The sequence below is a fragment of the Gracilinema caldarium DSM 7334 genome, assembly GCF_000219725.1.
In the GTDB taxonomy this organism is placed as follows: domain Bacteria; phylum Spirochaetota; class Spirochaetia; order Treponematales; family Breznakiellaceae; genus Gracilinema; species Gracilinema caldarium.
The window spans coordinates 3,213,843-3,239,340 of record NC_015732.1 but is presented as its reverse complement, the minus strand read 5'-3'; the positions used below and the strand labels follow the sequence as shown (position 1 = coordinate 3,239,340).

The window sequence follows — 25,498 nt, the reverse complement described above, 5'->3', positions numbered from 1 at the left end:
ATTATCCACAATTATCTCAAAAATTTCAAATAGATTTTTTGTAATATAGCAATCATTTTTTGATAAAACCACGTTAAATATGAATAGTAGTTTTAAAATAAAACTATATATAATAATAAAATAAAAGTTTTTTAGTGATAATAATAATTAGTTTATTGCAATTTGCTAAATCATTATAAGTATTATAATAATATTCTAACAAATTATCCACAAGTTGTACACATAGTATTGAATAATTCGTTGCCTTTACTTTTTATATGTAAATGGTTATACTCAATTGTCATTTTTCTGTCGTTATAACAAGGAAACAAGATGGATTCAAGCTATTCAGCGCAAAGTATTCAGGTGTTAAAAGGCCTGGAGGCAGTACGAAAACGCCCTGGTATGTACATCGGTTCGACGGGCATCGATGGGTTACACCATCTTGTTTATGAAGTGGTTGATAACTCTGTCGATGAGGCCATGCAGGGCCATTGTACAGATATTCTCGTTGTATTGGAAAAAAATGATATCGTTCGGGTAGAAGATAATGGTCGAGGTATCCCCGTTGATATTCATCCCTCTGAAAAGGTGAGTGCCCTGGAGCTTGTTATGACCAAGCTTCATGCGGGTGGTAAGTTCGATAAAAACTCTTATAAGGTGTCGGGCGGTCTGCATGGTGTCGGTGTTTCTGTTGTAAATGCTCTTTCTACTTGGTGTGAAGTATTTGTCCATAGGGATGGAAAGATACATTATCAAAAATATCATATTGGGGTTCCGGAAGAATCGGTAAAAGTCATAGGAACCACTAATAAACGGGGTACCATAGTCCGATTCCTTGCAGATGCAACGATATTCGAAACAACGACTTATAATTTTGATGTTCTCTCGAACCGGCTGAGGGAACTCGCCTTTTTAAATAAAGGCATTAGGATCTCCATTCGAGATGAACGACTAACTACGCCGAAGAGCCATGAGTTTATCTTCGAAGGAGGGGTGGTTAGCTTTGTCGAATATCTGAATCAAAATAAAACGGTCCTCCATAAAGAATGTATTTATATTGCTGGTACGAGGGATGACATAGAAGTCGAGTGTGCCATCCAATATAACGATGGTTTTAACGAAATAATGTTTTCCTTTGTTAATGACATCAATACCCGAGAAGGTGGTACCCATCTGGTAGGCTTTAAGTCTGCCCTTACAAGAACTTTGAACGAGTATTTAAAAAAGTCAAAGCTTGCAAAAAAAATGGAAGAAAGTCTTTCCGGCGATGATGTGCGGGAAGGGCTTACTGCGGTCCTTTCTGTTAAGGTACCAAATCCACAGTTCGAAGGTCAGACTAAGGGAAAGCTGGGTAACTCGGAAGTGAAGGGTATTGTCGAGTCCCTGGTTAATGAACAGCTGGAATTATTTCTTGACCAACATCCGGATATTGTTAATGCCATTCTGGAAAAAAGCGTTCTTGCAGCAAAGGCCCGAATCGCTGCCCGGCAGGCAAGGGATGCAACCCGCCGCAAAAACCTCATGGAAAGTGCGGGTCTTCCGGGAAAACTTGCGGACTGTTCGGAAAAGGACCCGACAAAATGCGAACTCTTTATTGTCGAGGGTGATTCAGCCGGGGGGTCTGCCAAAATGGGCCGGAACCGGGCGTTTCAGGCAATTTTGTCCCTCTGGGGTAAGATGCTTAACGTAGAAAAGACCCATATCGAAAAAGTAATTACCAATGATAAACTTCAGCCGATTATAGCCAGTATTGGTGCAGGGATAGGTGATAGTTTTGATATATCAAAACTGCGGTACCATAAAATTATCATTATGGCCGATGCAGACGTGGACGGTTCTCACATCAGAACCCTTTTGCTGACCTTTTTTTATCGTTATATGACCGAATTGATCGAGCGGGGCCATGTCTATCTGGCCATGCCTCCTCTGTACAAGATTACCTACGAAAAGAAGGTCTTCTACGCCTACGATGATGCAGAAAAAGACCGGATTCTTGCAGAGTCTGGAAAGGACCCGGAAAAGGTTGCTATCCAACGCTACAAAGGTTTGGGTGAAATGAATCCGGACCAGCTGTGGGAAACGACGATGGATCCGGAACGGCGGAACATTGTCCAGGTTCATATGGATGATGCGGTAGAGGCAGAGCGGATTTTCTCGACCCTTATGGGTGAACAGGTGGAACCGCGGCGGATATTTATTGAAGAAAACGCTCTTGCTGTTTCCTATCTTGATGTATAAAGGGCGCCTCTAAAAACTCGATTAGATTTTTAGAGGCGCCTGAGCAAATCCTTACAGGATTTGCGTATATATAGCGGTAGACATCTAAAAACTGAAGTTTTTAGATGTCCTCTAAAGGTTGATGTTATGGCTGAATCGGGCGGAAAAATAATACCAGTTGCAATAGAAGATGAAATAAAGACCGCATACCTTAATTATGCCATGTCGGTTATTGTAAGCCGGGCTCTTCCCGATGTGCGGGATGGCCTTAAGCCGGTACACCGGCGGCTTCTGTACGCCATGGACGAACTGGGGCTCCATCCGAATGCGGCAACAAAGAAAAGCGCCCGTATTACGGGTGACGCCATGGGTAAATATCATCCCCATGGTGATATGTCTTTGTACGATGCCCTCGTGCGTATGGCCCAGGATTTCTCCCTTCGCTATCCCCTTGTGCAGGGACAGGGTAACTTTGGTTCCATCGATGGGGACCCTCCCGCTGCATCCCGTTATACCGAAGCAAAACTCTCCCGTATCGGCGATGAAATGCTGGCGGATTTGAAAAAAGAAACCGTCGATTTTGTACCAAACTATGATGAATCGCTCACCGAACCGGTGGTTCTTCCTGCAGCGGTGCCCAATCTGCTGGTGAATGGTTCAAGCGGTATTGCCGTTGGTATGGCTACCAATATGCCGCCCCATAACCTCAAGGAAGTCTGCGATGCCATTTGTGCCTTTATCGACAACCCGGATATTACCGTTGATGAATTAATGCACTACATTAAGGGGCCCGATTATCCTACGGGGGGCATCATATTTGGCCGGCGGGGTATTCGGGAAGCCTATAAGACCGGTCGGGGTAAAATTATTACCCGGGGCAAATTTGTTATAGAAACGTCAAAAACAGGTAAGGAATCGATAATTTTCAATGAAATTCCCTATTCTGTTAATAAAGCGAATCTTTTGACAAAGATTGCAGAACTTGTCCGTGACAAGGTTGTTGATGGTATCTCTGAAATCCGGGATGAATCGGACAGGGATGGTTTACGTGTTGTTATAGAGCTTAAAAAAGGTACCATCGTGAAAGTGGTGCTGAATCAGCTCTTTTCCCACACGGCGCTGCAGTCGTCCTTTGGGGTCATCAATCTTGCCCTGGTCGAAGGCCGGCCCCGTTGTCTCAATCTGAAAGAGCTCATCCATTATTATGTCCAGCATCGCATTGATGTGGTCACCCGGCGTACTAAATTTGATCTGCGCAAAGCCCAGGAACGGGCCCACATTTTAGAAGGTCTTGTTATCGCCCTGGCTAACATCGATGAAGTTATTGCCATCATAAAAGGTTCCCGGGATGTGGACCTGGCTAAAAAGAATTTGATGGAACGGTTCCTGCTTTCAGAAGCCCAGGCTCAGGCTATTGTTGATATGCGTCTCGGCCGTCTCACCAGCCTCGAGGTCGAAAAACTTAAACAGGAATTGGAGGAACTGCGGACCCTTATTGCCTATCTGCAATCCCTGCTCGATGATCCCCAGAAACTTCGGGGCGTGATTAAGGATGAGATACGAATTATCGCCGAAAAATATGGAGACCCCCGAAGGACCGAAATCGTAGCCGACGAGGTGGAGTCCATCAATATAGAAGATCTTATTAAAAAAGAAGAGATGGTCATCCTCATTTCCAATCTGGGATATATCAAGCGGGTTCCGGTCAGTGCCTACAAGAGCCAAGGCCGGGGCGGGAAGGGGATGAACAGCGTAAAATTGACCGAAGATGATTTTGTCAAACAGCTCTTTGTAGCCTCGACCCATGATTATATTATGTATATCACCAGTGCAGGCAAAGCGTACTGGATGAAGGTTCATGAAATCCCAGAGGGTTCCCGTACCTCTCGGGGTGCCCATATCAAGTCTCTTTTAGCGGTTTCACCTAATGAGGATATAACCACCGTGGTTGCCTTTAAAGACTTTTCGGAAGATCAGTTTATCTTTATGGGAACAGCCCGCGGGGTGGTAAAGAAGGTGCAAACCGTGGAGTTTGCCAATGCGAAAACCCGGGGTATTATCGCCATCAATCTGGATGAAGGGGATAGTCTTGTCAGTGCCTTACTGACCACCGGAACGGATGAGATTGTTCTTATTACCCGTAAAGGTCAGGCTCTGAGAACCGAAGAAGTAGAAGTTCGGGCAAGCGGACGGTCTTCCCGGGGTGTCTGTGGAATAAAGCTCGATTCGGATGATGAACTAGCGGGCGTGCTTCGGGTAAATAATAACGAAAAAATGCTGATTCTCTCAGAATTTGGTTATGGTAAGCGGGTAGAGTACTCTGAATTCTCATCCCATGGCAGGGCAACCGGAGGCCAGCGCATCTATACGGTCAGCGAAAAAACCGGTGAGCTTGTGGGCTGTGTCTCTGTCGGCGATGAAGATGCTATCATGTGTATAACCAGCCAGGGAAAATCGATAAAGGTTGCGGTCAACGAAATCTCGGTAATGGGAAGATCAGCTCAGGGGGTACGGATCGTCAATATTGAACGGCCCGACTTTGTGATCGGTGTAGACCGGATTGCCCGGGAAAAGGATGAGCAGGATCTGCCAGAGGAAACCGATGAGGTCCTTACTGAAGAAGATCCAGAGGCTGGAGTTGATAAACAGATTGAGGAGTAGTATATAATAATATATTTTTATATGGAGGCAGGTTATGAAGAATGACTTGTATAACTATTTATCGCAGGATTATACAATAAATAGAGATGTTGTTAATCTAAGTCGGGCTTCCTGAAAAACAAACAACTCTATACAAAATAAGCAAATACAGAGATAATCCCAATACAAAGTGCATGAAAAAGGAGGGTAAGGCCTTAAAAGCGTGCACCTTAATATGGGGTAACGATGTATAAGGAAAAGGAACCTGAGTTTGAAGACTTTTATGTACCCTTCGGAGGACATTTACGAGAAGATAATCGATGGGTACGTTTAGCCGCAATTATTCCATGTTAAAAAAATCCTCCATGTGGTGTAATGAGTTAGCAAACGACACAAAAACACCCAGGAGAATTTCTAGACTACTCATGAACGGTTTTCATCCCTCGTAGGTCTAGCTACAGTTAGCTGGTTGGATCATCTGAAACAGGACGTAGGCTATGCGGGAGTTAGCCGGACTCGCTTCGCTCGCAAAAAGTTGTTGACTTTTAGTTATACCATGGTTATACTGAAATTATGAAAACAGCAATATCATTGCCTGATACGTTATATAATGACGCAGAAAAGATAGCAAAAGACATGGGCATTCCCCGTAGTCAATTATTTGCTAAGGCTTTAGAGGAATTTATTAATCATCATAAGAAAGATAGAATAACAGATAAGCTTAATTCTATATATAAAAAAGAATTACTAGGCAATGATAGAATTGTTGATGTTAATCTTGAATCTCTAAGGGAATTAACAAAAAATGACTCGTGGTGAAATATGGTGGGCTGATTTTGGAATACCATTTGGCAGTGAACCTGGATTTCATAGACCTGTATTAATAATTCAAGATGATTCATTTAATCGAAGCAATATAAATACTGTTATCGTCATTCCATTTACTACAAATACAATATTGGCGGATTCCCCTGGAAATGTTTATGTAGAAACAATAGAATCAGGACTATCAAAAGATTCTGTATTAGTAGTTTCACAAATATCTGTTCTTGATAAAACTAGGTTAGTATCATTAGAAAATAAGCTACATTATTCCGTTATGGAAGAAGTAGAAGAAGGAATAAAGTTAATTCTTGGCTTAATATAATACAATAAGAATAATTGAGTTATACGATAATACGGCTAACAGAGGCTTCAAGCGGATAACGCTATGTCACGGTTTTTGCTATCGCTAAGCTCGCAAAAACACGCGCCATATACGCGTTACCGCTTAAACCAATGTTATTTAAACAGCTCTTTGTATGGAGGCTGTCCATAGAACAAACGAAGATTATCAAAGTCAGAATAGACACTTTGGTGCTGAATAACAACGATGCCGATGTTCCCATTATATTCGTAGCCGATACCGTTTATTTGATCAAGCGGTTCTTGAGCACTGTGAACGGCTGAAGGTTGGCCTTATTGTGGGAGGTAAACTGTATCAGGACATCAAAGAAACTGTTGATCAGCTGCCCGATGTGGTTTTCTGCACCAATTTTGGTATACTCAATGAGATTACCTCTGTATTGTTTGAATCCTTCAAATACGATGTTGACTCACCGGTAATTGAAATAACCTGGTATAACGAAACCTTCAGAAAAGGGGTGCTTGATATCGCGGGACAGATTATTCATCATGGACTCCGCATGATTTTAAAAATACCTGAGGTTACCAGTACTGCTTTGGGTATTAAAAATCCCGATTAACTGTGCTCTTGAGAAGCTTCACTTCTTGAGCAGTTAGCAAGGTAAAAATCATAGATTCCTGAGATTTTTATTATTAGAAACGGACAAGACCGAAATACTGCTAGAATATGGTTGAACTCACACCATTTGGGATGGAATCGCAAAATTTAGGTAGTAAGCAGAAATTTCTGAGATGGACTTAGTTCTTTTTCTGTTCTGTGGATACATCCCATCCAACAACAGGGCCGATGTTTACCCTCTTTTAGTTCAGAAAACATGCGTTTAATATGTTGTTCTCGTGTTTTTGCTTTTTTAGGAGAAATTACCCAGCAAAAACATTCATTTCTCGCTATGGGGGTTAATCTAACCCAAGCATCCAACAGGGTTGCATCTAAAGATAAAGCGGACTCTATATCTTCTGGCAACTCATGGGCTATACCACCAGGAATTTTATCTATCATTAGTACAAGATAATATTTATCAGTAAAAAAGGAAACGATAACGGTTCTTTTATAATGATAAGAATTCTAAAACTTTAAATTTTAAAAGTTCATCATAGCTTAAAAGCAAACTTTGTAAGGATTTCCTCAAAGATGATATAAAAGGCTAGCAGTTTGTCGGACTTGTCCGTTTAATCATTAAAAATCGCGGGCATACGCGATTTTTTACCTCGCAAACTGCCAAAGGAGCCCAGTTAATCGGGATTTTTAATCCCCAAAATATACTTTGGGGATTAAAAAACTACAAATCCGACAGGCTAATAGCCCTGTTTAGATATGTTAATTGTGTTTCACGTGAAACATTTCATGACAAGAATAATTGCAAGATTTAAGGAGTTTTTTTTGGTGAATTTATTTTTTGCTTCTAAGAAATCTTCCGAAACCAACAATCCATTGACCACGAACTAACTCATTATAATCCCATTCGTCAATTATCACTTTTTCATAATAAGAAGAAGCATTGATAAATTTTACACTATTTTCTTTAGCTTCAATTACTAGACCTCCATGAGTAATAAAATCATTCATGTTTGATATGAAAATTATATCTCCTGGTTTTACATTATCCTTTGTTCTGTTGTTGGCATTGAAATTATATAGTTCATTTATTGTTACATCATTTACTAGTTCAATTCCATTAGTAAAAATATAATTGTCTTTAAACATGTTTTGATATGACCAAACAATTAAACCTGAACAATCAAAGCTATCAGGACCATTTCCGCCCCATAGATACTCACTATTAATTTTTGATAATGCTAGATCTAAAGCTTGCTTTGCTTCTATATCTGTAACTTCAATTTGCTTTAAAAAATTATCTGAATTAATAGCACAGTTAGAAATGAGAAAAGATAGAATTGTAATAATAAGCAAAACAACTTTATGATTATTACTCATAGTATGTAGAGTATCTTTCAAAATGCAGACAAATTTTGAAAGATTAACCTTGATAGATAACATTATTGTCATTATGTGCGATGGGTCAACCTGTCATACTGTTTCACGTGAAACATTCAACAGTACTTTAACAAGATCACCATAATAGGGGATCGCATAAAGAGCTGACACAATGTATAGATGCCGGTGAGTTTTTTAAGTTACATTCGCAGATTGTGATGGCTTGCCACCCAAAAGGATATTGCAGGGGGTAGGGAGTTTTATAGTTTTGGGCAAGATAAGTTTTAAAACCGAATCTTCCATAATAATTCGGGTCACCGTAGACAAAAACGATATGTACACCCCTATCGGATAACTGTTCCATACCATAGGTAATGAGAGCCGATCCAATGCCTTGTTTTTGAAAATCAGGTTTTACCGCCAGGGGTGCTAAAATATAGGCCTGACACTGCTCAAAAGTATCTATCCTGACAGGACTGAAAGCTATGTGACCCACTATTGATCCATCAATTTCTGCAGCCAGAGCTATTATTGGGGGATTTGAATGTTCAAAAAGCAGGTCTGTGGCAAGTTTTGCAACAATTTCGTTTTCACTTTCAGGGAACGCAGACAAATAGAGCCTTCTGATATCATCATAATCCCGTGTTTCTGCTGTTCGGATATTCATAAACCCTCTGCAAGTTCATTGGTTATAAATAAGATGGGGTCCCTCTTGGCTTAGCCAAGAGGGACAAGATGTTAGGATACTAACTACTTTATCAAATTTTCCGGATTAAGACCTTCCAGCTCAGGAATGACAAAACGGCCATCCTTTCGGATCAGGCGGTTATCAAACCAGATTTCGCCGCCGCCCCATTCAGGCCGCTGTATGAGGACCAGGTCCCAGTGAAGGGCCGACTTATTGCCGTTATCACAGTCATCATAGGAATTCCCCGGAGTAAAATGGATGGATCCGGCAATCTTTTCATCAAAAAGGGTTTCTTTCATGGGGTTGGTGATATAGGGGTTTACCCCAATGGCGAATTCACCCACATAGCGGGCTCCTTCATCGATATCGAGGATCCGGTTGATCCGTTCCGTATCATTTGAACGGGCTGAAACGATTTTCCCCTGTTTAAATTCGAAGGAGATTGATTCATACACAAAACCCTGATAATCGTTAGGGGTGTTGTAGGAAATGGTTCCGTTAACTGAATCCTTAATGGGGGCGCTATAGACCTCGCCATCGGGAATATTCATGGTTCCATCACATTTGATAGCGGGCATTCCTTTAATGGAAAAAGAAAGGTCTGTACCCGGACTGACGATTCGAACCCGGTCTGTCTTTTCCATAAGATCGACCAGCGGGTCCATCGCTTTTGACATCCTTTGATAGTCCAGGGTGCACACATTAAAATAAAACTCTTCAAAGGCATCTTCGCTCATTGAAGCCATCTGGGCAAAGGCTGGAGAAGGATAGCGTAAAACAACCCAGCGGGTATTGGGAACCCGTTCTTCCATATGGACCAGTTTGGTGATGTAGCGATTATATAAATCCTGTTTATCAGCGGGCATATCGGACCAGGCATAGACATTGCGGGGAGAAGTAAACCCAATATAGGCATCCATCTCTTTCATCCGGTCCCGTTCAAATTTCGCCTGCCATTTAAATTGTTCTTCCGTTGCCCGGCTGAAGAGGGTCCGTTCCAGGTTTTTATCGCTGAGCTGCACAAAGGGAATGGCCCCTACATCATGCACCGCATTGATGAGTTCTTTAACAAAATCGAGTTCCAGATTCGTGTTCTGGATCAGCACCTTTTCTCCGGCTTTAAGCTTCAGTGAATAATTCACTAAAATATGAGCCAGTTTTTGTAGACGAGGATCTTTCATATGCTATATCCATATTCTTCAGGTTGATGAAATCTTCGACGAGATTTTTTTATACTAGACAGTTTTTTATGTAACAGCCGTTGTTCCCGGGAAGCCTTGGTCGGCTTGGTTGGTTTTCGTGCTTTCGGGATCTTTGCAGCCGACAGGATCATCTGTTCCAGGCGTTGAAATGCCCGGGATCGGTTCTCCAGTTGAGAACGTTCTTCATCAACAAAGAGGATCAGTTCTCCCTGGGTAGTGATTCTCTTTGAAAGAACGGTAGTAAGCCGCTGTCGTTCCGCATCGGATATCCCCTGAAGTTCATCAATAGAGATGCGGATTTCGACCCGGCTGTTTACCTTATTTACATTTTGTCCGCCAGGTCCGCCTGAGCGGGAAAAACGCAGTTGTGCATGTTCCTCGATAGATGATCTCAGGCGAACCGGATCCATGTTATTTTGTAATAGCCCGCTGGAGGGCTTCGACCTTATTGGTTTTTTCCCAGTTAAAGCCATCACGGCCAAAATGTCCGTATGTAGATGTTTTTCTATATACTGGTTTTCTTAAGTCAAGGGTTTGTATAATACCTGCAGGAGATAGGTCAAAGACCTCCTGAATGGCCTTTTCTATGGCCGACTCGCTCACGGTGTTTGTTCCGAAGGTATCGACCATGACGGAAACCGGGAAGGGGACGCCGATTGCATAGGCCAGCTGGACTTCACTGCGTTCAGCAAAACCAGCGGCAACAACATTTTTAGCCACATAGCGGGCCATATAGGCTGCAGAGCGGTCTACCTTGGTTGGGTCCTTGCCGGAGAAGGCCCCGCCGCCATGGCGGCCCATACCGCCATAGGTATCGACAATTATTTTCCGTCCCGTAAGCCCCGTGTCCCCATAGGGACCGCCAATCACAAAGCGGCCCGTAGGATTGATGAAATACCGGGTTTTTGCATCCAGGAGTCCTGTAGGTTCGAGTACGGGCTTTATAATTTCCTCGATAATTGCTTCTTTGATGTTTTCATAGGCAATGCCATCGTCATGTTGATGAGAGACGACAACCGTATCAATCCGTATCGGTTTGTGGCCTTCATACTGGATGGTTACCTGGCTTTTTGCATCGGGCCGGAGCCAGGGAATGATTTTAGCTTTCCTCATGAGGGTTGCTTTATCGAGAATTTGATGAGCCAGGGTGATAGGGGCAGGCATGTAGTTGGGTGTCTCTGTACAGGCAAAACCAAACATCATGCCCTGATCCCCTGCGCCCTGCTGGCCCTTAAACTCTTCGAGTCCTGTTCCTGATACTCCCTGACTGATATCCGGCGATTGGCTGTGTATCATATCGAGGACGGCCATAGACTCGTAATCGAGGCCATAGGCAGGGTTGGTGTAACCTACTTCTTTAACCACATCCCGTACCACCTGTTGAATATCTACAAAGGTGCTGGTGGTGATTTCTCCTCCCACAAGGACCATGGCGGTAGATGCAAAGGTTTCGCAAGCCACGCGGCTCATAGGATCCTCGGCAAGGCAGGCGTCAAGGATGGCGTCGGATATTTGATCGCAGAGTTTATCGGGGTGGCCTTCGCCGACAGACTCAGAGGTGAACAGATAGGTCCTGTTTTCCATGTAACACTCCTTACAGGTATTTTGAGAGGGCTTCTAGGTTTCGATTGTTTTTATAGCTTGAACCCTCGGAATAGATATATTCAATCAGTTCTGAGTATTTTTCGACCACCTTATAACGAACCAGTTTCATAGTAGAATTGATGAGACCATCTTTTTCACTAAAGGCTTCCGGAACAATCTGGAACGTAGCCGGGGTCCAGTTAAGGGGTACCATGTTTTTATAGGATGGATCTGACCGGAAACTGTAGAAAGATGCTTTGATCAGTTCCAAAAGGGCTTCCCGTGTTTTAGGATGATGCTCTTTGATCAGCTTTTTCACCTGCTCATCCTCGAGGGTGATGAGGGCACAGGTAAACCGTTTATGATCGTTCCAGACCATGACCTGGTTTACGACTTTGGCTGAATTGGCAATGGCCTCCTCGATCCCTTCGGGGCTGTATTTTTCACCATCTGCAGAAATAAGGAGGGCTTTAGCCCGGCCGGCGACGGTTAAATAGCCATCCTTATCGAGCCAGCCCAGGTCTCCCGTATGGAGCCAGCCGTCGACAAGGGTTTCCCTGGTTGCTTCGGGATTTTTAAAATAGCCCTTCATGACATTGGGGCCCCGAACACAAATTTCACCCTTTTCGCCGGGCTCTGCAAAGGTACCATCATCCCGTATGATACGGATTTCTACGTGGTCCAGAGCAATGCCGGAAGTTCCCAGTTTGGTGTGGCCTTCGATATTGGTAGAGATAACCGGTGAGGCTTCGGTCATACCATAGCCCTGATAAAGAGGCATGCCCAGGGCCCGGTAAAAACGCTGTTGACCGATATCAAAGCTGGCGCCTCCACCGGTAAAGAATTGAGCCCGTTTGCCAAAGACTTCTGTTTTAACCTTATCGAGTACCAGTTTTTTTAAGGGGAAATAAACAAGAGCGTTGAGAAAGGTTTTCAGGTTCCGTTCAGGAAAGGAACCATCGCCCCAGTAGGAAATACCGGCCTTAATACCCGTATCGAACAGGAACTTTATAATACCACCCCGTTTATCAATCTCGGCCTGCATTTTTTTCATGAAATTCCCTGAAAGGGCGGGGACGGTCATAAGGAATACCGGTTCGGCTTCCTTCATATTGATGGGGATGTTTCTCAGGATGGCCATACCGCCGCCCCGGGAATCGACAAACCACAATTCTATGCCCCGCTGAATCGATGCATGGATACCAACGGTTTGGGCAAAGGAGTGGTCCACCGGCAGAATAACAAAGTTACGGTAGCCTGTTTCAGGAACCTTAAAGATGTTTACCGAGTCGAGGCTGTTGATATAGTAGTTTTTATGGGTGAGCATGATCCCCTTGGGATTGCCTGTCGTTCCTGAGGTATAGGAGATGGTTACGACCCTGTCTTCGCTGCACTCTGCTTCTATCGTATCAAGCCGGGGGCGATGTTTTTCTAATACCGCCGCACCTTGTGCGAGCACTTCATCAATCCTGAAGAGCTGATTCCGGGGGTAGGTGCTGGTAGAAAGATCCTGATCTTCATCGAGGGATACCACATCGATGGATCGACCGGTTTTTGTCTGAATGTCCTGGGCGACCCGGCAGATTTTTTCCAGGTGGTTTGCATTGGTCAGAACCATTCGGGCTTCGGAATGGTCCAGGCGGTAATAGATTTCTTCCGGCAGGAGTTTAAATGAGAGGGGGACCGCGATCATGCCTGCCATGATGATACCATATTCACCGACAATCCAGTTGGGACTGCCTTCGGCATAAATGGCAACCCTATCTTCTAATGAATAGCCCCGTTCTAAAAGAAACGCTGCAAAGCAGCGGCTTTCATGAAAACTTTGATTGAATGTTTTGGATACCCAGCCGGAATCAGTTTTTTTAAAGGTAAATGGTTTGTCACCAAAACGAGTGCTTGCTTGACGAACCATTTCGAATAATGTTTGCCGCATAGGATCTCCTTCTCGAGTGGCCGTGTAATAGTGCTACTATAACAACTTATCTCATATTTGTACACGTCTCGATTTACTTAGGTGTTTTCAAAATCTGACCGACTTGTTTGAGAACCACTATAAACGGCTACCTTGATACACTAGCGTAAAAATACTCACAAATGAAGACTAAAAAAGTCAGCCTTGACAAGTATTTAGATATCGATTATAATTTATAGATAAGAATTGCATTATATATTAACAATTCTATGGAGGTCGTACATGAAACGATGGGGATTTATTGTAGTGCTAGCCGCCTTTGGTGTTTCCTTAGGCGCGCAAACTTTGAAAGATGGAAAGTACTTTGCTCAACAGGATGGATTTGGTTCCTCTGGCTGGAAAAGCCAGATTGTTCTGGAAGTAAAGGGTGGAAAAATCACCGCTGCCAATTGGAATGGGGTAAGCAACATTGCCGGCGCACAGGACAAGAAAACCCACGACAAAGCGGGTAAATATAACATGGTAAAATTCGGTAAAGCCCAGGCTGAATGGTACCAGCAGGCAGAAAAAGTCGAACAGTATCTGGTCAAAACCCAGGATTATAAATTTAATAAATATAAGGATGCAGAAGGACATACCGATGCCATTTCAGGTGCATCAATCCATGTAAAGGAATTTTTTGACCTGGCTCAGAAGGCTATTGCCGCAGGTCCTGTAGCCAAGGGTTTGTATGCCAAAGACGGCTGGTACTATGCTGAGCAAGCTGAGTTTGACAAACAATCGGGCTGGAAGGATACGGTTCTGCTTACTGTTGTCAATGGACGGATTGTGGATGTGGTCTGGAACGGTATTTCCAATGACAGTGCTAAAAAATCTAAGATTGTAGAATCAGTAAGCGGAAACTACAACATGGTGAAATTCGGCAATGCCCAAGCTGAATGGCACGAACAGGCTGCAAAGGCACAGGCTGCCCTCATTGCCGCCCAGGATCCGGCTAAGATTGCGGTGAAAGCCGATGGAAAAACCGATGCTATCGCAGGGGTTTCGATTCATGTTGCTCCGTTCCTGCAACTGGCTGCAAATGCTCTGAAAGCTGCAAAATAAGGGTATTGAGTTCTCAGCTTACAATGAATCCTGCAGAGACGAATACGGTTTCTGCAGGATTTTTTTTGAGGGGAGGTGTATGAACATAAAGCACTTTTTTAAATCCCTTGCTTCCTGGGCAAAACAGACCATCGGTACGCTCTATTATGTTTCAAAACATCCTGAAACACCCTGGCTTGCTAAACTACTTACCGGTATTGCTCTTGCTTACGCCCTTTCGCCCATCGATCTGATACCGGATTTTATTCCTCTTCTTGGCTATCTTGATGATTTTATCATTCTGCCCCTCCTGGTGGGGCTTGCCATAAAGCTTGTGCCAAAGGAACTCCTATCGGTCTGTGCAGCAGAAGCAGAGGCGCACCCGGTTTCCCTGAAAAAGCAGTGGGGGGTGGCCCTCGTTATTCTGTGCATCTGGTTGCTGGTTATATGGTGTCTTGTAAGACGTTTTTGGCTGTAGCGTAGCCCTGGCAAAATGTTATTGGCCTAATTCAGAAAAGAGTGTTTTCTGCAGTTCACGGCTGAACTGCTGCAGGTTTTCGGGGGACAGGTTGGAGAGCGGGATTAGGTGCTCCCGGATGTTTGTGCCTTTTACTGAATCCCACAGTGTAGCTTTGATGGTATCACCGTGATAGTTCAGGATGAGTTTGAAACGGGCAGGGGTGGCGTTCAGGCTTCGTAAGCCCGATTTGTTTACAACGGTGGTAATGATGTTCTGGTAGTTCCTCTGTTCTGTAGGGGTTGTAAAAACTCCGTCTATTTCCAGATTGATGGGAAGCCTGAGCCCCCGTTGCAGCAGGGCTCCCCGGTTCAGGGCATAGAGGGCTTCGATGCTTGCCTGAATTCCATCAATATTACCCTGTTTCTGATATATATGTGCCAGTTCTGCATAAGCATCGGCAATCATGTCCCGTTCCCAGATCGGGTCAAACAGGTCGATTGCTTGCAGGAGCAGGCTGCTCTTTTGTTCGAGCTTGCCCATTTCATATAGATAGCTGGGCCGGGATGCTTCGATAAGGCGAGTTTCATAGTCCATAGCCGCTTGCAGGTATGGTTTTGCCCGCCAGGGGTATTGTTGTAAAGCGAGATAATAATGGAGTAGGGCATCGAGCCGCTGGTTTTCGACCCCATAGGCGTCGGCAGCTTGCAGAGTGTAATAGGTAAAGAGTTGATCCTGCCAAAAAGCGTGGATGCTGTATTTCAATGTGGTAATATGGCTTTGCACATACTGCCAGAGATTTCCCCTATAGCTCAGTTTTTCCGTATTTACGAGACCGCGATAGACGTCGCGGAGAATTTGGTGCAGATCCTTGTGATACCGGTCGATATCGGTGCCATAGTTGAGCATCCAGGAAAGGTCCCGCTGTTGCAGGGTGTTTTCTGCATAGGTTTTTGCTTCCTTGAGATTTCCGGTCTGTTGGTACAGCTGGGCTATGTTAATTTTTGACAGGGGTGATGTATCGAGCTCATAGGCGGCTGTGTATTCACCATGAGCTTTAGAGAAATCGAGTCTACGCTGGAATAATTCACCCCGAGCCAGATGCCCTGAAGCTCGTTCTGTATATTGCAGAGAATGGTGAGTGCTGTTAAAGGCATCGGCGAAACGATAAAAACGGGATTCTAGTATAGAAAGATTATAATAAGCTACGGCGAGAAAAAGTTTAAAGCCGCTTTTTTCCGCATGCTGTATTGCGCTTATATAGTAATGCTTTGCATCATCATAACGGTATTGATCGGAATAAATGGTTGCCAGGGTCATCTCCAGTCCCTGATCGGGACCGAGTCGTTCCAGGGCTTTTCGCAGTAGTTCTTCACCTTCTGATAGACGATGGGTTTTAAAGTACATCCAGCCAAGGTCTCCGATAGCATCCTTGTTATTAGGCTCCTCTGAGAGTAGTCGTTCCAGATACCAGATAGATTCATCATTTTTATTAAGCCGACCAGCTACAATAGATAATTCATACCACAGTTCTCTATTGTTTTGGTCGAGGGCTTCAGCACGGTGGTATTCATTCCATGCAAGACTGTAGAGTCCTCGGTTTTGGTAGATGTCTCCCAATGCAGCAGGGAAACGGCTGTCTGATGGGTACAGCTTTTCTCCCTTTTGAAGCAGTTCAATAGCCTGTTCCCATCGTTCTTCCTGGCGTAACTCCTGGGCTGTGCGTAGGAGTTCCTGGGCCATAGTATTCTGAAGCAATTCAGAAGAGCTTTCTGCAATAAGACTTGAACGGCCCAGGAAAAGGGTTGCGGTTAAAAGGATGATTAAAAAGATGCTGTTGGTGTTACGCTTTGGGGGAAGTGCCATCGTGATAAAAGGAAAAGCCTGGGCAAAGATTCGCCGTGTAAGAGGAATGTGCTGTTTATAGGAACCTATAAAGTGGGCATAGCTCTCCTGAATGGATGACACTGAGATGGAGTGACTGGGAAAAGTAAAGCGTGCTTCTTCGTATATATTAAAAAGCGGGATAATGATGAGTCCCTGGTTTTGTTCTATTATTTGAACCTGTTCCTGTAACGATTGGGTTTGATTCAGTTTGGGTTGATAGATGCCCGCAAGGCGAAGTATCCGGAGACTGTGGGAGAAGCCTTTCTGTGCCGCATGCCGGTAGTTTCTTGAAATTGTTAGATGGTACCAATACAACAAGTAATAACCGTATCGAAGGCATATCATGGTTATTACATAGAAAAAGAACACGAAACCGGGCCAATGCGCTTTAAGCCAGAGGCCTGTACTCCGTACAATTACAGAGAAACCCTGTGCTGCTGGAGTAACTGTTTCATTATTCATTACTGCGAGTTTGTCCCGATTTTGCAGAATTTCACCGAGGAGCCGCTCAAAGGTCTGTTGTTGAGCTCCCTGGGAAAAACGGAAGGTCTCTCCTTCCGCAAGAAAAGTGGTGGTAGGGTCGTAGTCTATCCATCCATACTTAGGATAGTATACTTCTACCCAGGCGTGGGCCATATTGGAAAGAATCGGATAGTAGTTAAACGCCCCTGAATCGGGATCGATGAAAAAGCCCACCGCCACCCGGGCAGGTATGCCCTGAGAACGGAGGAGGAGCGCCATAGAAAAGGCAAAATAGGAACAGTAGCCTCGTTTTGTATCAAAAAGAAACCTGCCGAGCTGGTCCCCATCGGATGCAAGTCCCGGTTTAAGACTGTAGCGGTACTCGCCGTTCTTTAAATATTCATAAATAGCCTGAACTTTTTCCCAATACAGCTCAAGACCTTCGGTAATACGGTCTCCCAGATCCTTGATCCGCTGGTCCTTCCCATAGTTGGTATACCACTGGTATTCCTGTTCCGTGAGACCAATCTTGGTGCGGGCATAATCCTTGTCAGATACCGCATCGAGGAGTTCGAAGGGCAGAGCTTCACTGGTTTCACTGAGTACCCGATAGGCCGATGAAAATGAGGTGGTGTCCCAGGTTTTAAGGGGGCTGATGAGCCGGGGGGTATTCATCCCCAGAAAGGCTGATGGATCAAAGTTGACGAGGAAATATTCCTGCTCTGTTGTTCGCCGATCCTGCCACTGGGGAATGAATAATTCAAGCTCCGCAGGGGGGAGTTCCTGGGGATGTTCTGCATCATCAAGTTCAGGGGCCCGATAGAACCCCTTTCTGGTATCATAACCGGACAGTATGTAGCGACGAATAAAAATAGAGGAAGCCTCAGGATCTTTATGGACAATGAGGACCATATCCTCCTTTAGGGATATTTCACTTTCGAGACGGAGAAACTGGGAAAAGTCAAAACGGAAAAGGTCCGGTTTGATAAGACCGCCGCCTTGTTCGGTTGCTTGTTCTTCTGCGGGCTTCCGTAACAAAACCACAGAAAAAAGTCCAAGAACCAGTAAAACCACTAATGTGGCGATACTATTATACTTGAAACCTCTGGTTTGTAATGGATGGGCCAGCATAAGAGCGAGAAACTGGAGGAGCATGATCAGTGCAAAAATTGCAAGCAGCTCCATGGGCCAGGTATACAAGATAAACTGGCGGCTTTTTATAATGATAAAGAAGCATATAAGGAAAATACCATTTAAAATTCTATTCCAATGTAAACCAGAATAGGAACTTCCTGCCATATAGGTGCTTAGGGTAATCCAATACCAGGGGAACAGGACGATGAGAAAATTACGGTCAAAGAAAAGTAACCGCCGGTCAAAGCCGACGTCCATTGGTGCAATAAAAAAGCTGATGCCTACAAGTGCGCTTTTTATAATCCAGGGAAACGATAACAATATGAGAAGTTTCCAGCGGTGGTTTTTTTGCGGTATCCGTAGACAGAAAAGGCTGAGGATACAACCAAGTGTTAAGGCACTTATGAAAAAAGTAAGGTTCGCAAGGGGAATCGTAAGTTGCTGAATATGCAGCAGGATAAGCCCTATCGAAAGTCCATAAAAAATGGTACTTACCAAAGGCGGACGTTTATGTTCCATGGACCTGTCCATAGTAGCGAATGATGGCTTCATAATAGTTCTGGTACTTGCTTGTAGCGAGTAGTTTTGTAGGATTTATAAAAGTTACTTTTTTAGCCTGTGCAGGTCTCGAAAGGATTTCATCGAGTAGCGTACTGTTTTGTTGTATGGTACGGGGAATTGATATAATAAGAAGGCTTGTTGAAGGTGGAATTACAGGGAATGGTTGAGCAAAAGTGATATCAATTGCGACTGGATAGGCTAATAATCTGGATATAGTAGATTCATCTGCAGAGAGAAGCGCGCTCCCAGGGTAACAAAGGGTAATAGCATAGCGTTTGCGTGAAAGCTCCAAGGCTAAGGTCAAAGCTTCCTGACAGATGCCATCAACTAAAAGACGTCCCTCTTCCTGCGAAAAGATTGTGTAGTCTATCGAAGTATCTAGTACCAATACATATTCTGCAACAGGCGGTGGTTCCTGTTCTCCCTGCCTGATGAAAAGGTCTCCTGAATGTCCAAATAGTTTCCAGTTAATACGCCGTGGATCATCCCCAGGAACATAAGGGCGGTGTTCCGTTAATTCTTCGGTTCGCTGATAAGTCTGTTCTTCTCGATGAGTTGTACCACCCGAATGAAAAGTGATCGGGGTTCCATTCTGTGCAGGTTTTGGCCTCAGGATGAGTTCTTCGGTAGTTTTGTGTATAAGAGGAATAGCAATATGATAAAAACCAAAAACATCATAGAGAGAAACTTGTGCATATTCAGGAACGTATACACCTCGAGAAGCAGGATTTGTTGTAATATGAAATGAATCGATACCTTTTTGAATCACTGTAGATGAAAGAGGTAAGATTGCTTCGATAGCTTTATTGTCCCTGGTGCTTAGTCTGATTTCACAAAAAGCAATAACACCTGCTAGCTTAAAACAGAATGATAGATTAGTTGAGATTATTCTAAGGATAAATTCGATAGGATCGCCAGCTGGTGCATCTTCAGGTATAATGACATAAGAAAGCCCCTTTATTACTTCCCTGGAGAGTAGGGTGAGCACTAGGATACTCATTAGCGCATAGCTTAATACAAACAATGAGAATAGCCCTATAAGGGTAAGCACACTTTCTTTAAGAAATAGCCCCGTTATAAGCATTATCATGGCGACAGCCCAGGATGTAATGGTAAGCTCTATATGAGAAGTTTTATTGGAAATCATGCTTTTTACAGTTTTCAAGGGCAAGCCTCCTGAGGAGGGGGGATGGATCAGTACGGGGATCTGTCATTTTTATCCGATGAGCAAGGACAAGGGAACTTAAGTTGATAATATCTTCATCTATCACATAATCCCGGCCTTTCACAAAGGCGTAGGCTCTGGCTGTTTTCAGGAGGTGAAGGGCAGAACGGGAACTTGCACCAAGCCGTATGTCACTATGGTTTCGTGTTGCCCTGACCAGGTCTACTATCGTTTCCTTAAGTCCGGGGTGGCAGTATACTTGGTCAACAAAAGCCCGAGCTTGGAGAAAATCTTGTATCGAAATAATCGGCTCCAGGTGGGTTAATACCAGCTCAGCCGGATTGGTATCCAGAATTTCCAGTTCCGCTTCTTTTGGGGGATATCCCAGGGAAAGTCGCATCATGAACCGGTCGAGCTGAGCCGCGGGAAGGGGAAAGGTGCCTTCGCTTTCTACTGGATTCTGTGTTGCAATGACCATAAAGGGAGCAGGTACCGGGCGGGTGACCGAACCAACTGTAACCTGTAGTTCTGCCATAACCTCAAGGAGGGCCGATTGAACCTTGGGTGTTGTACGGTTTATTTCATCGGCTAGGATAAGATTTGCAAAAATTGGTCCCGGTACAAAACGAAAGCTATGTAGGTCCGGGTCAAAAATATCAACGCCGGTTATATCATAAGGTAACAAGTCGGGAGTAAATTGAATACGTTTAAAGGCTAAAAAGCCCCCATTTTCAGCGGCGATTAAACGGGAGATGGTTTTTGCTACCGTTGTTTTCCCGAGGCCTGGCAGGTCTTCTAAAAGAACATGACCACCAGCAAGCAGTACACTAATGAGATATTCGAGGAAGGTTTCCTTTCCTTTAATTACTTGACTAGCACCCTGCAACAGTGCCGAAGGGACGTCTTTATAATCCATTATGCTTCCAGCATAGCATTATGAGCAGCAGCTTTCAATAATTATAGGCTAATTGGTCGACGTTCCTTTCCGGATTGATAGATTGCTTCAATAAGGGCTACTGTTTTTCTACCTTCTTTGCCATCTACAAGGGGTGGACGATTTTGAACTATGGCATCTGCGAAGTCCTTAATTTGAAGCCCATGAAAATAGAGTGTTGTATCAATAATACCAAAGAAATCTGCATCCTGAGCTTTCCATAGTTTCAGGTTGTCTTCTTCTCCTGGTATGGTCCAAATATCATTAAAGGGAGCTTCGGTTATTTTTGAAAGCCCTGCTACAAACATAGCCCCACCATCGGTTTGAACACCGACCGAGGCACCTGAAGAGCCGTGTATATGGACCTTGGCATAGATACCGGGTTTTTGAGAATTACTCACTAAAATTGTAGCCATTCCTCCTGAAGTAAAGCGGATGAGGGCCAACGCTGTATCTTCAACTTCAATGTATGGATGATTGATGTTGTCCCAATAGGCAAAAACTTCCGTTGCCGGTCCCATAAACCATTGCAGCAGGTCTAATTGATGAGGTGCCTGATTAACGAGGACTCCGCCACCTTCTCTAGACCAACTACCGCGCCAGGGATCACTTTTATAATAAGCTTCATCGCGCCAGCCAAGCATGGTCACCTGGCCAATCATGGGTGTACCTATTTTCCCTGCATTTATAGCTTCCCTAATTCGTTGTACCGCTGGATACCAGCGGCGTTGGCTTATAACTCCAACCTTTAGTCCAAATCTTTCGGCGGTTTCAATAACCCTATCGCAATCGGTTTTTGTAAGGGCCATCGGCTTTTCAATGAGAACGTGGGCTCCCGCTTCGAGGGCTTCCAGGCTATGTTGTACGTGCTGAGGATGAGGTGATGCGACTAGCACTGCATCAAGGTGAGCTCTTTGAATCATCTCTGAAATACTATTGAAAGCTTGGATTCCATAGGTTGCTGCAAATTGTTCTCGTTTTTGTCGATCACGGCCCCATACTGCAACAAGCTCAAGCTCTGGATTGGACCGAATTGCCTGAGCGTGGAGGTGGGCAACTTTTCCATAGGTAAGGATACCAAATCGTACTTTGTTCATTTCAAAGCTCCAGTACAACCTTTAATAACCCTGGTTCCCGATTATAGAGCCTTTCAAACCAGAGAGCTCCATCCTTGAGGGGCGCTACAGCACTGATAATAGAATCTACATTAATTTTTTGAGAAGCCATGAGTTGGAGGGCAAACTCATATTCTCCTGAAATAGCACAGGAACCTTGCAAATCAAGTTGACGGGTTACCACAGCCTGGAGGGGGAGATTGATTGATGGACTGACATTGCCTACTAAGGTTAAATGCCCTCCTTTTCGAAGCCCTTCTATGGCAGTAGTAACGGTTTTTTCTGATCCAACCACTTCAAAAGCCTGATCAACGCCACGACCATGTGTTAAGGATTGTATCTGGTAGCTAACATCAGGTCCAACAAGAATAGCTGCATCGGCTCCTAATTTTTCTGCGAGTTTAAGCCGTTTTTCATCGATATCCACAGCAATAATCTGACCGGATGTGTGAAGCCGAACAAGTTGAAGGAGCAATAACCCAATAAGACCGGTTCCTACGATGAGAACCGAGTCGCCAGGACTAAGTCTGGCAAGACGTAACGCATGGGCTACAACCGCTACCGGTTCAGTAAGTGCTCCATGAATAAAATCCACCTCATCGGGTAGTGCATAGAGAACTCGTTCTGGTACAACGAGGTATTCTGCGAATGCTCCATCCTGTTTATATTCCTTACAGGAAACCCCGATAACCCGGCGATCATCACAGAGATTTACCTCTCCACGACGGCAATAAAAACAATTGCCGCAATATATAGTGGAATCGAAGGTAACCCGATCTCCAGGACTAAAATGATGAACTGCTGGCCCTGTTGCTTTTATAATCCCGGATGCTTCGTGGCCCATGATGATGGGTGGAATACGCCGTCCTGTTGAACCATCTATTCCATGAACATCACTGCCACAAATAGATGCTGCTTTTATTTGTATCAACACGTGGTCTGGCTCAGTAATCGATGGTTCTGGTACATCTGTATAACTGAAGTGCTTAACATTATCTAATAGCAAGGCTTTCATAGGTACCTCTGATCATTTATGATTAGTCTAAATTCTCCGTTGGGCAATAACTGCCCGCATCCGCTCAAGATTTTCAAAACCTCTTTGACCCAACTGTTTCATTATTGATACATACAAGCAATCGATGATGGCCAGTTGTACGATTCTGGCCGAAAAAGCTTCAGAGACATAGGGAGAGGTTTGTGAGTAAGCAAACAGACTGTATTGGGCCAGTTTTAACAAGGGAGATCGTTTTGCATCGGTAATGACAATAAGATGAGCTCCCTGTTCTTGAATTGTTTCTGCAAGATGCAAGGCATCCCGATTTACACCAGTGTGAGAAATGAGGAACGCCGTATCTTTAGATGTAAGCTGTGATACCTGCATCAATTGCATATGAAAATCCATAGGGGCACAGCAAGTGAGACCGGTTCGTACTAATTTATGGTATGCATCGAGAGCAACAATTGATGAACCTCCGAGACCAAAAAAGTAGAGTCCTCTGCTAGTAATGCATAAGCGGGCAATTTGTTCAATCTGATCCGGGTTTAAATGTTTTTGGGTTTCTTCCAGTGCGGTTATATTGGTTTTGAAAACCAAGGATACCGTTGAACCATGATTGTTTTCTAGAGCTGTTTCATAAACTCGTTGCTGGGGGCTGGCGATGTCGGTGGCAAGAGCAATTCTGAATTGTTGGTATCCTGAATAACCTAATTTTTTTACAAAGCGAAACAGAGTTGCCTCAGAAACCCCAATTTGTTCAGCCAATTCTTCAATAGTGGGATAAACCGAAGATTGGGGATGTTGCAGGATATAGTCTGCGATTATCGTCTCTTTGGCACTATAAGAAGAACGGGCTTCGTGGATTTTAATAATACAGCTACTATGAAGCATAAGTATATCATAGCATGAAAAATAGTTTCATACAATAAAATTTTATTTCAATATTTTATTGACGGTTCAATAAAATCGATTAATAATTGTATTAAGCTCAATTTTGAGAAAGGAGGCTCTATGAAACGAAGACTAATCATTCTAATTATGACGATAGGAGTCGTCTTTGGCGTCACCGCACAGACCAAGGCAATCCGGGTTTTGCTGGCGAATCATCCCTATGCGGAAACTTTAAAACCTTTGATTGCAGAATATGAAGCAAAAACAGGTGTTAAAGTGAATGTGGAAAGCTATGATGAGAATCAACTTACCCAGAAGCTTACCACCGAATTTGCAACCAGGTCCTCCACAGTAGATGTTTTCATGACCCGTCCTCTGCAGGAAGGCAAATTATTCTACAGAAATGGATGGTACGAAAATCTGACGCCTTACATCAATAATGCAAAAAAAACACCAGCTAATTATAATTTTGCCGACTATTCCAAGAGTGCTGTAGATGCGGTTACCTATGCAAAGTCAGTTTATACTATCCCGCTGGTCACTGAGTGGCAAGTCCTTTATTATCGGACCGACTTATTCAATCAGGCTGGTTTGAAACCGCCAACAACTTTTGATGAACTGCTAGCAGCAGCGAAGAAACTTCATAATCCAGATAAAAATATTTACGGTATCGTTTCTCGTGGTCAGCGTGGTGCGGCGGTTACTCAATTCTCTACATATCTTTATAACTTCGGTGGTGATTTCTTAAAAAATGGAAAAGCAGTGATTGACAGCCCTGAAGCAATAGAAGCATTTAAATTTTACGGCAAAATGCTCAAAGAATATGGGCCTCCGGGTGTTACTAATATGAGCTGGGCTCAGGGACAGGCTCTGTTCCAGGCTGGTCAGGTTGCCATGTGGACCGATGCGAGTGTATTCCTGGGGAACCTTAAAGATCCGACAAAATCCCAGGTTGCAGATAAGGTTGGTGTAGCGTTGATGCCAGCAGGTCCAAAGGGGAATCATCCCTTTATTGTTGTTTCCTGGGGAATGGCTGTTTCTAAACAGTCAAAAAATAAAGATCTAGCCTATGACTTCCTCATGTGGGCTACCAGCAAAGAGCTTGCGATTAAGGCAATGATAGATAAGGGTATTACCATGGCTCGGAATTCTGTTTGGACCGATGCTAATATTCTCGCTAAATTTGATCAGCAACTGGCTACAACTGCAGTTAAAATGGGCCCCATTGGTACACCCTATGATAGACCGCTCATGACTGCTGTTGGCGAAGCCCGTGATGCCATTGGCGATGTCATTGTTCTAGCTATTGAAACAGGTGGGACCGGAGATATAGCTACTGCAGCTAAAAATGCTGCAAAGAAAGTAAATGAATTATTGGATGCGGCGGGTGAGTTAGGTAAATAGATAATAAATGAGATGAATGGGGGCTTATAGTGTAATATTATAAACCCCCGTTGTGTTTT

21 protein-coding genes are annotated in these 25,498 nt (G+C 44.0%); 8 read left to right on the top strand and 13 right to left on the bottom strand.

All coding sequences use genetic code 11. The features are described from left to right. The first annotated feature begins 312 nt into the window (after positions 1-312). From gyrB to SPICA_RS14495, 5 genes are all read left to right on the top strand, one after another. Positions 313-2,220, top strand: coding sequence for a DNA topoisomerase (ATP-hydrolyzing) subunit B (gyrB, locus tag SPICA_RS14515; protein ID WP_013970239.1), 1,908 nt, complete (start codon positions 313-315; stop codon positions 2,218-2,220). Between the two features lie 126 nt (positions 2,221-2,346). Continuing rightward, the gene (gene gyrA / locus SPICA_RS14510; protein ID WP_013970238.1) at positions 2,347-4,860 is read left to right on the top strand and encodes a DNA topoisomerase (ATP-hydrolyzing) subunit A; all 2,514 of its coding nucleotides are present in this window, start codon (positions 2,347-2,349) and stop codon (positions 4,858-4,860) included. Between the two features lie 552 nt (positions 4,861-5,412). Then, positions 5,413-5,658, top strand: coding sequence for a ribbon-helix-helix domain-containing protein (locus SPICA_RS14505; RefSeq protein WP_013970237.1), 246 nt, complete (start codon positions 5,413-5,415; stop codon positions 5,656-5,658). Further along, positions 5,645-5,986, top strand: coding sequence for a type II toxin-antitoxin system PemK/MazF family toxin (locus SPICA_RS14500; protein ID WP_013970236.1), 342 nt, complete (start codon positions 5,645-5,647; stop codon positions 5,984-5,986). Before SPICA_RS14505 ends, SPICA_RS14500 begins: the two co-directional genes overlap by 14 nt. Positions 5,987-6,302: 316 nt before the next feature. Beyond that, entirely contained in the window at positions 6,303-6,584 is a 282-nt protein-coding gene (locus tag SPICA_RS14495; RefSeq protein WP_013970235.1) for a hypothetical protein, read from the top strand. A gap of 146 nt (positions 6,585-6,730) precedes the next feature. Here SPICA_RS14495 and SPICA_RS14490 read toward each other — a convergent pair whose 3' ends face one another. The 7 genes from SPICA_RS14490 to SPICA_RS14460 form a co-directional block, all read right to left on the bottom strand. Next, complete coding sequence (locus SPICA_RS14490; RefSeq protein WP_013970234.1) at positions 6,731-7,024, bottom strand: YdeI/OmpD-associated family protein; 294 nt, start codon at positions 7,022-7,024, stop codon at positions 6,731-6,733. Between the two features lie 390 nt (positions 7,025-7,414). Then, positions 7,415-7,960: a C40 family peptidase gene (locus tag SPICA_RS14485; RefSeq protein ID WP_169311894.1), complete on the bottom strand. Its 546-nt coding sequence runs from the start codon at positions 7,958-7,960 to the stop codon at positions 7,415-7,417. Positions 7,961-8,096: 136 nt separating this feature from the next. Then, entirely contained in the window at positions 8,097-8,627 is a 531-nt protein-coding gene (locus SPICA_RS14480; protein ID WP_013970232.1) for a GNAT family N-acetyltransferase, read from the bottom strand. Between the two features lie 83 nt (positions 8,628-8,710). Next, complete coding sequence (locus SPICA_RS14475) at positions 8,711-9,829, bottom strand: aminopeptidase (RefSeq protein ID WP_013970231.1); 1,119 nt, start codon at positions 9,827-9,829, stop codon at positions 8,711-8,713. Next, complete coding sequence (gene arfB, locus SPICA_RS14470) at positions 9,826-10,260, bottom strand: alternative ribosome rescue aminoacyl-tRNA hydrolase ArfB (protein WP_013970230.1); 435 nt, start codon at positions 10,258-10,260, stop codon at positions 9,826-9,828. Before arfB ends, SPICA_RS14475 begins: the two co-directional genes overlap by 4 nt. 1 nt (position 10,261) lies before the next feature. Beyond that, positions 10,262-11,434 carry a methionine adenosyltransferase gene (gene metK / locus SPICA_RS14465; RefSeq protein WP_013970229.1) on the bottom strand — a complete coding sequence of 391 codons (1,173 nt, stop codon included), beginning with the start codon at positions 11,432-11,434 and terminating at the stop codon, positions 10,262-10,264. A gap of 10 nt (positions 11,435-11,444) precedes the next feature. Further along, entirely contained in the window at positions 11,445-13,370 is a 1,926-nt protein-coding gene (locus SPICA_RS14460) for an AMP-dependent synthetase/ligase (RefSeq protein WP_013970228.1), read from the bottom strand. A gap of 261 nt (positions 13,371-13,631) precedes the next feature. On the opposite strand from SPICA_RS14460, the gene SPICA_RS14455 reads away from it, so the two are divergent. Next, positions 13,632-14,453: a hypothetical protein gene (locus tag SPICA_RS14455; RefSeq protein ID WP_013970227.1), complete on the top strand. Its 822-nt coding sequence runs from the start codon at positions 13,632-13,634 to the stop codon at positions 14,451-14,453. A gap of 79 nt (positions 14,454-14,532) precedes the next feature. Continuing rightward, entirely contained in the window at positions 14,533-14,910 is a 378-nt protein-coding gene (locus tag SPICA_RS14450) for a YkvA family protein (RefSeq protein WP_013970226.1), read from the top strand. A gap of 18 nt (positions 14,911-14,928) precedes the next feature. Here SPICA_RS14450 and SPICA_RS14445 read toward each other — a convergent pair whose 3' ends face one another. Genes SPICA_RS14445 through SPICA_RS14420 form a run of 6 tightly spaced genes read right to left on the bottom strand, consistent with a single transcriptional unit; the run spans position 14,929 to position 24,035 of the window. Beyond that, complete coding sequence (locus SPICA_RS14445; RefSeq protein ID WP_013970225.1) at positions 14,929-18,891, bottom strand: transglutaminase domain-containing protein; 3,963 nt, start codon at positions 18,889-18,891, stop codon at positions 14,929-14,931. Next, complete coding sequence (locus SPICA_RS14440; protein WP_013970224.1) at positions 18,881-20,098, bottom strand: DUF58 domain-containing protein; 1,218 nt, start codon at positions 20,096-20,098, stop codon at positions 18,881-18,883. Before SPICA_RS14440 ends, SPICA_RS14445 begins: the two co-directional genes overlap by 11 nt. Further along, entirely contained in the window at positions 20,067-21,014 is a 948-nt protein-coding gene (locus tag SPICA_RS14435; protein ID WP_013970223.1) for an AAA family ATPase, read from the bottom strand. The genes SPICA_RS14440 and SPICA_RS14435 overlap by 32 nt, the downstream gene beginning before the upstream one ends. Before the next feature lie 41 nt (positions 21,015-21,055). After that, entirely contained in the window at positions 21,056-22,129 is a 1,074-nt protein-coding gene (locus SPICA_RS14430; protein ID WP_013970222.1) for a Gfo/Idh/MocA family protein, read from the bottom strand. Position 22,130: 1 nt separating this feature from the next. After that, the gene (locus SPICA_RS14425) at positions 22,131-23,162 is read right to left on the bottom strand and encodes a galactitol-1-phosphate 5-dehydrogenase (RefSeq protein WP_013970221.1); all 1,032 of its coding nucleotides are present in this window, start codon (positions 23,160-23,162) and stop codon (positions 22,131-22,133) included. Positions 23,163-23,189: 27 nt separating this feature from the next. Beyond that, the gene (locus SPICA_RS14420; RefSeq protein ID WP_013970220.1) at positions 23,190-24,035 is read right to left on the bottom strand and encodes a MurR/RpiR family transcriptional regulator; all 846 of its coding nucleotides are present in this window, start codon (positions 24,033-24,035) and stop codon (positions 23,190-23,192) included. 120 nt (positions 24,036-24,155) lie between these two features. On the opposite strand from SPICA_RS14420, the gene SPICA_RS14415 reads away from it, so the two are divergent. Then, positions 24,156-25,439 carry an ABC transporter substrate-binding protein gene (locus SPICA_RS14415; RefSeq protein ID WP_013970219.1) on the top strand — a complete coding sequence of 428 codons (1,284 nt, stop codon included), beginning with the start codon at positions 24,156-24,158 and terminating at the stop codon, positions 25,437-25,439. Positions 25,440-25,498: the final 59 nt, after the last annotated feature.

Bases quoted from the DNA above. Each gene is read 5' to 3' on its own strand.
- SPICA_RS14435 (WP_013970223.1), bottom strand. From the start codon at position 21,014: ATGGATTATAAAGACGTCCCTTCGGCACTGTTGCAGGGTGCTAGTCAA.
- SPICA_RS14430 (WP_013970222.1), bottom strand. From the start codon at position 22,129: ATGAACAAAGTACGATTTGGTATCCTTACCTATGGAAAAGTTGCCCAC.
- SPICA_RS14480 (WP_013970232.1), bottom strand. From the start codon at position 8,627: ATGAATATCCGAACAGCAGAAACACGGGATTATGATGATATCAGAAGG.
- SPICA_RS14445 (WP_013970225.1), bottom strand. From the start codon at position 18,891: ATGGAACATAAACGTCCGCCTTTGGTAAGTACCATTTTTTATGGACTT.
- metK (WP_013970229.1), bottom strand. From the start codon at position 11,434: ATGGAAAACAGGACCTATCTGTTCACCTCTGAGTCTGTCGGCGAAGGC.
- SPICA_RS14485 (WP_169311894.1), bottom strand. From the start codon at position 7,960: ATGAGTAATAATCATAAAGTTGTTTTGCTTATTATTACAATTCTATCT.
- SPICA_RS14460 (WP_013970228.1), bottom strand. From the start codon at position 13,370: ATGCGGCAAACATTATTCGAAATGGTTCGTCAAGCAAGCACTCGTTTT.
- SPICA_RS14425 (WP_013970221.1), bottom strand. From the start codon at position 23,162: ATGAAAGCCTTGCTATTAGATAATGTTAAGCACTTCAGTTATACAGAT.
- SPICA_RS14450 (WP_013970226.1), top strand. From the start codon at position 14,533: ATGAACATAAAGCACTTTTTTAAATCCCTTGCTTCCTGGGCAAAACAG.
- SPICA_RS14490 (WP_013970234.1), bottom strand. From the start codon at position 7,024: ATGATAGATAAAATTCCTGGTGGTATAGCCCATGAGTTGCCAGAAGAT.
- SPICA_RS14455 (WP_013970227.1), top strand. From the start codon at position 13,632: ATGAAACGATGGGGATTTATTGTAGTGCTAGCCGCCTTTGGTGTTTCC.
- arfB (WP_013970230.1), bottom strand. From the start codon at position 10,260: ATGGATCCGGTTCGCCTGAGATCATCTATCGAGGAACATGCACAACTG.
- SPICA_RS14505 (WP_013970237.1), top strand. From the start codon at position 5,413: ATGAAAACAGCAATATCATTGCCTGATACGTTATATAATGACGCAGAA.
- gyrB (WP_013970239.1), top strand. From the start codon at position 313: ATGGATTCAAGCTATTCAGCGCAAAGTATTCAGGTGTTAAAAGGCCTG.
- gyrA (WP_013970238.1), top strand. From the start codon at position 2,347: ATGGCTGAATCGGGCGGAAAAATAATACCAGTTGCAATAGAAGATGAA.
- SPICA_RS14415 (WP_013970219.1), top strand. From the start codon at position 24,156: ATGAAACGAAGACTAATCATTCTAATTATGACGATAGGAGTCGTCTTT.
- SPICA_RS14500 (WP_013970236.1), top strand. From the start codon at position 5,645: ATGACTCGTGGTGAAATATGGTGGGCTGATTTTGGAATACCATTTGGC.
- SPICA_RS14420 (WP_013970220.1), bottom strand. From the start codon at position 24,035: ATGCTTCATAGTAGCTGTATTATTAAAATCCACGAAGCCCGTTCTTCT.
- SPICA_RS14475 (WP_013970231.1), bottom strand. From the start codon at position 9,829: ATGAAAGATCCTCGTCTACAAAAACTGGCTCATATTTTAGTGAATTAT.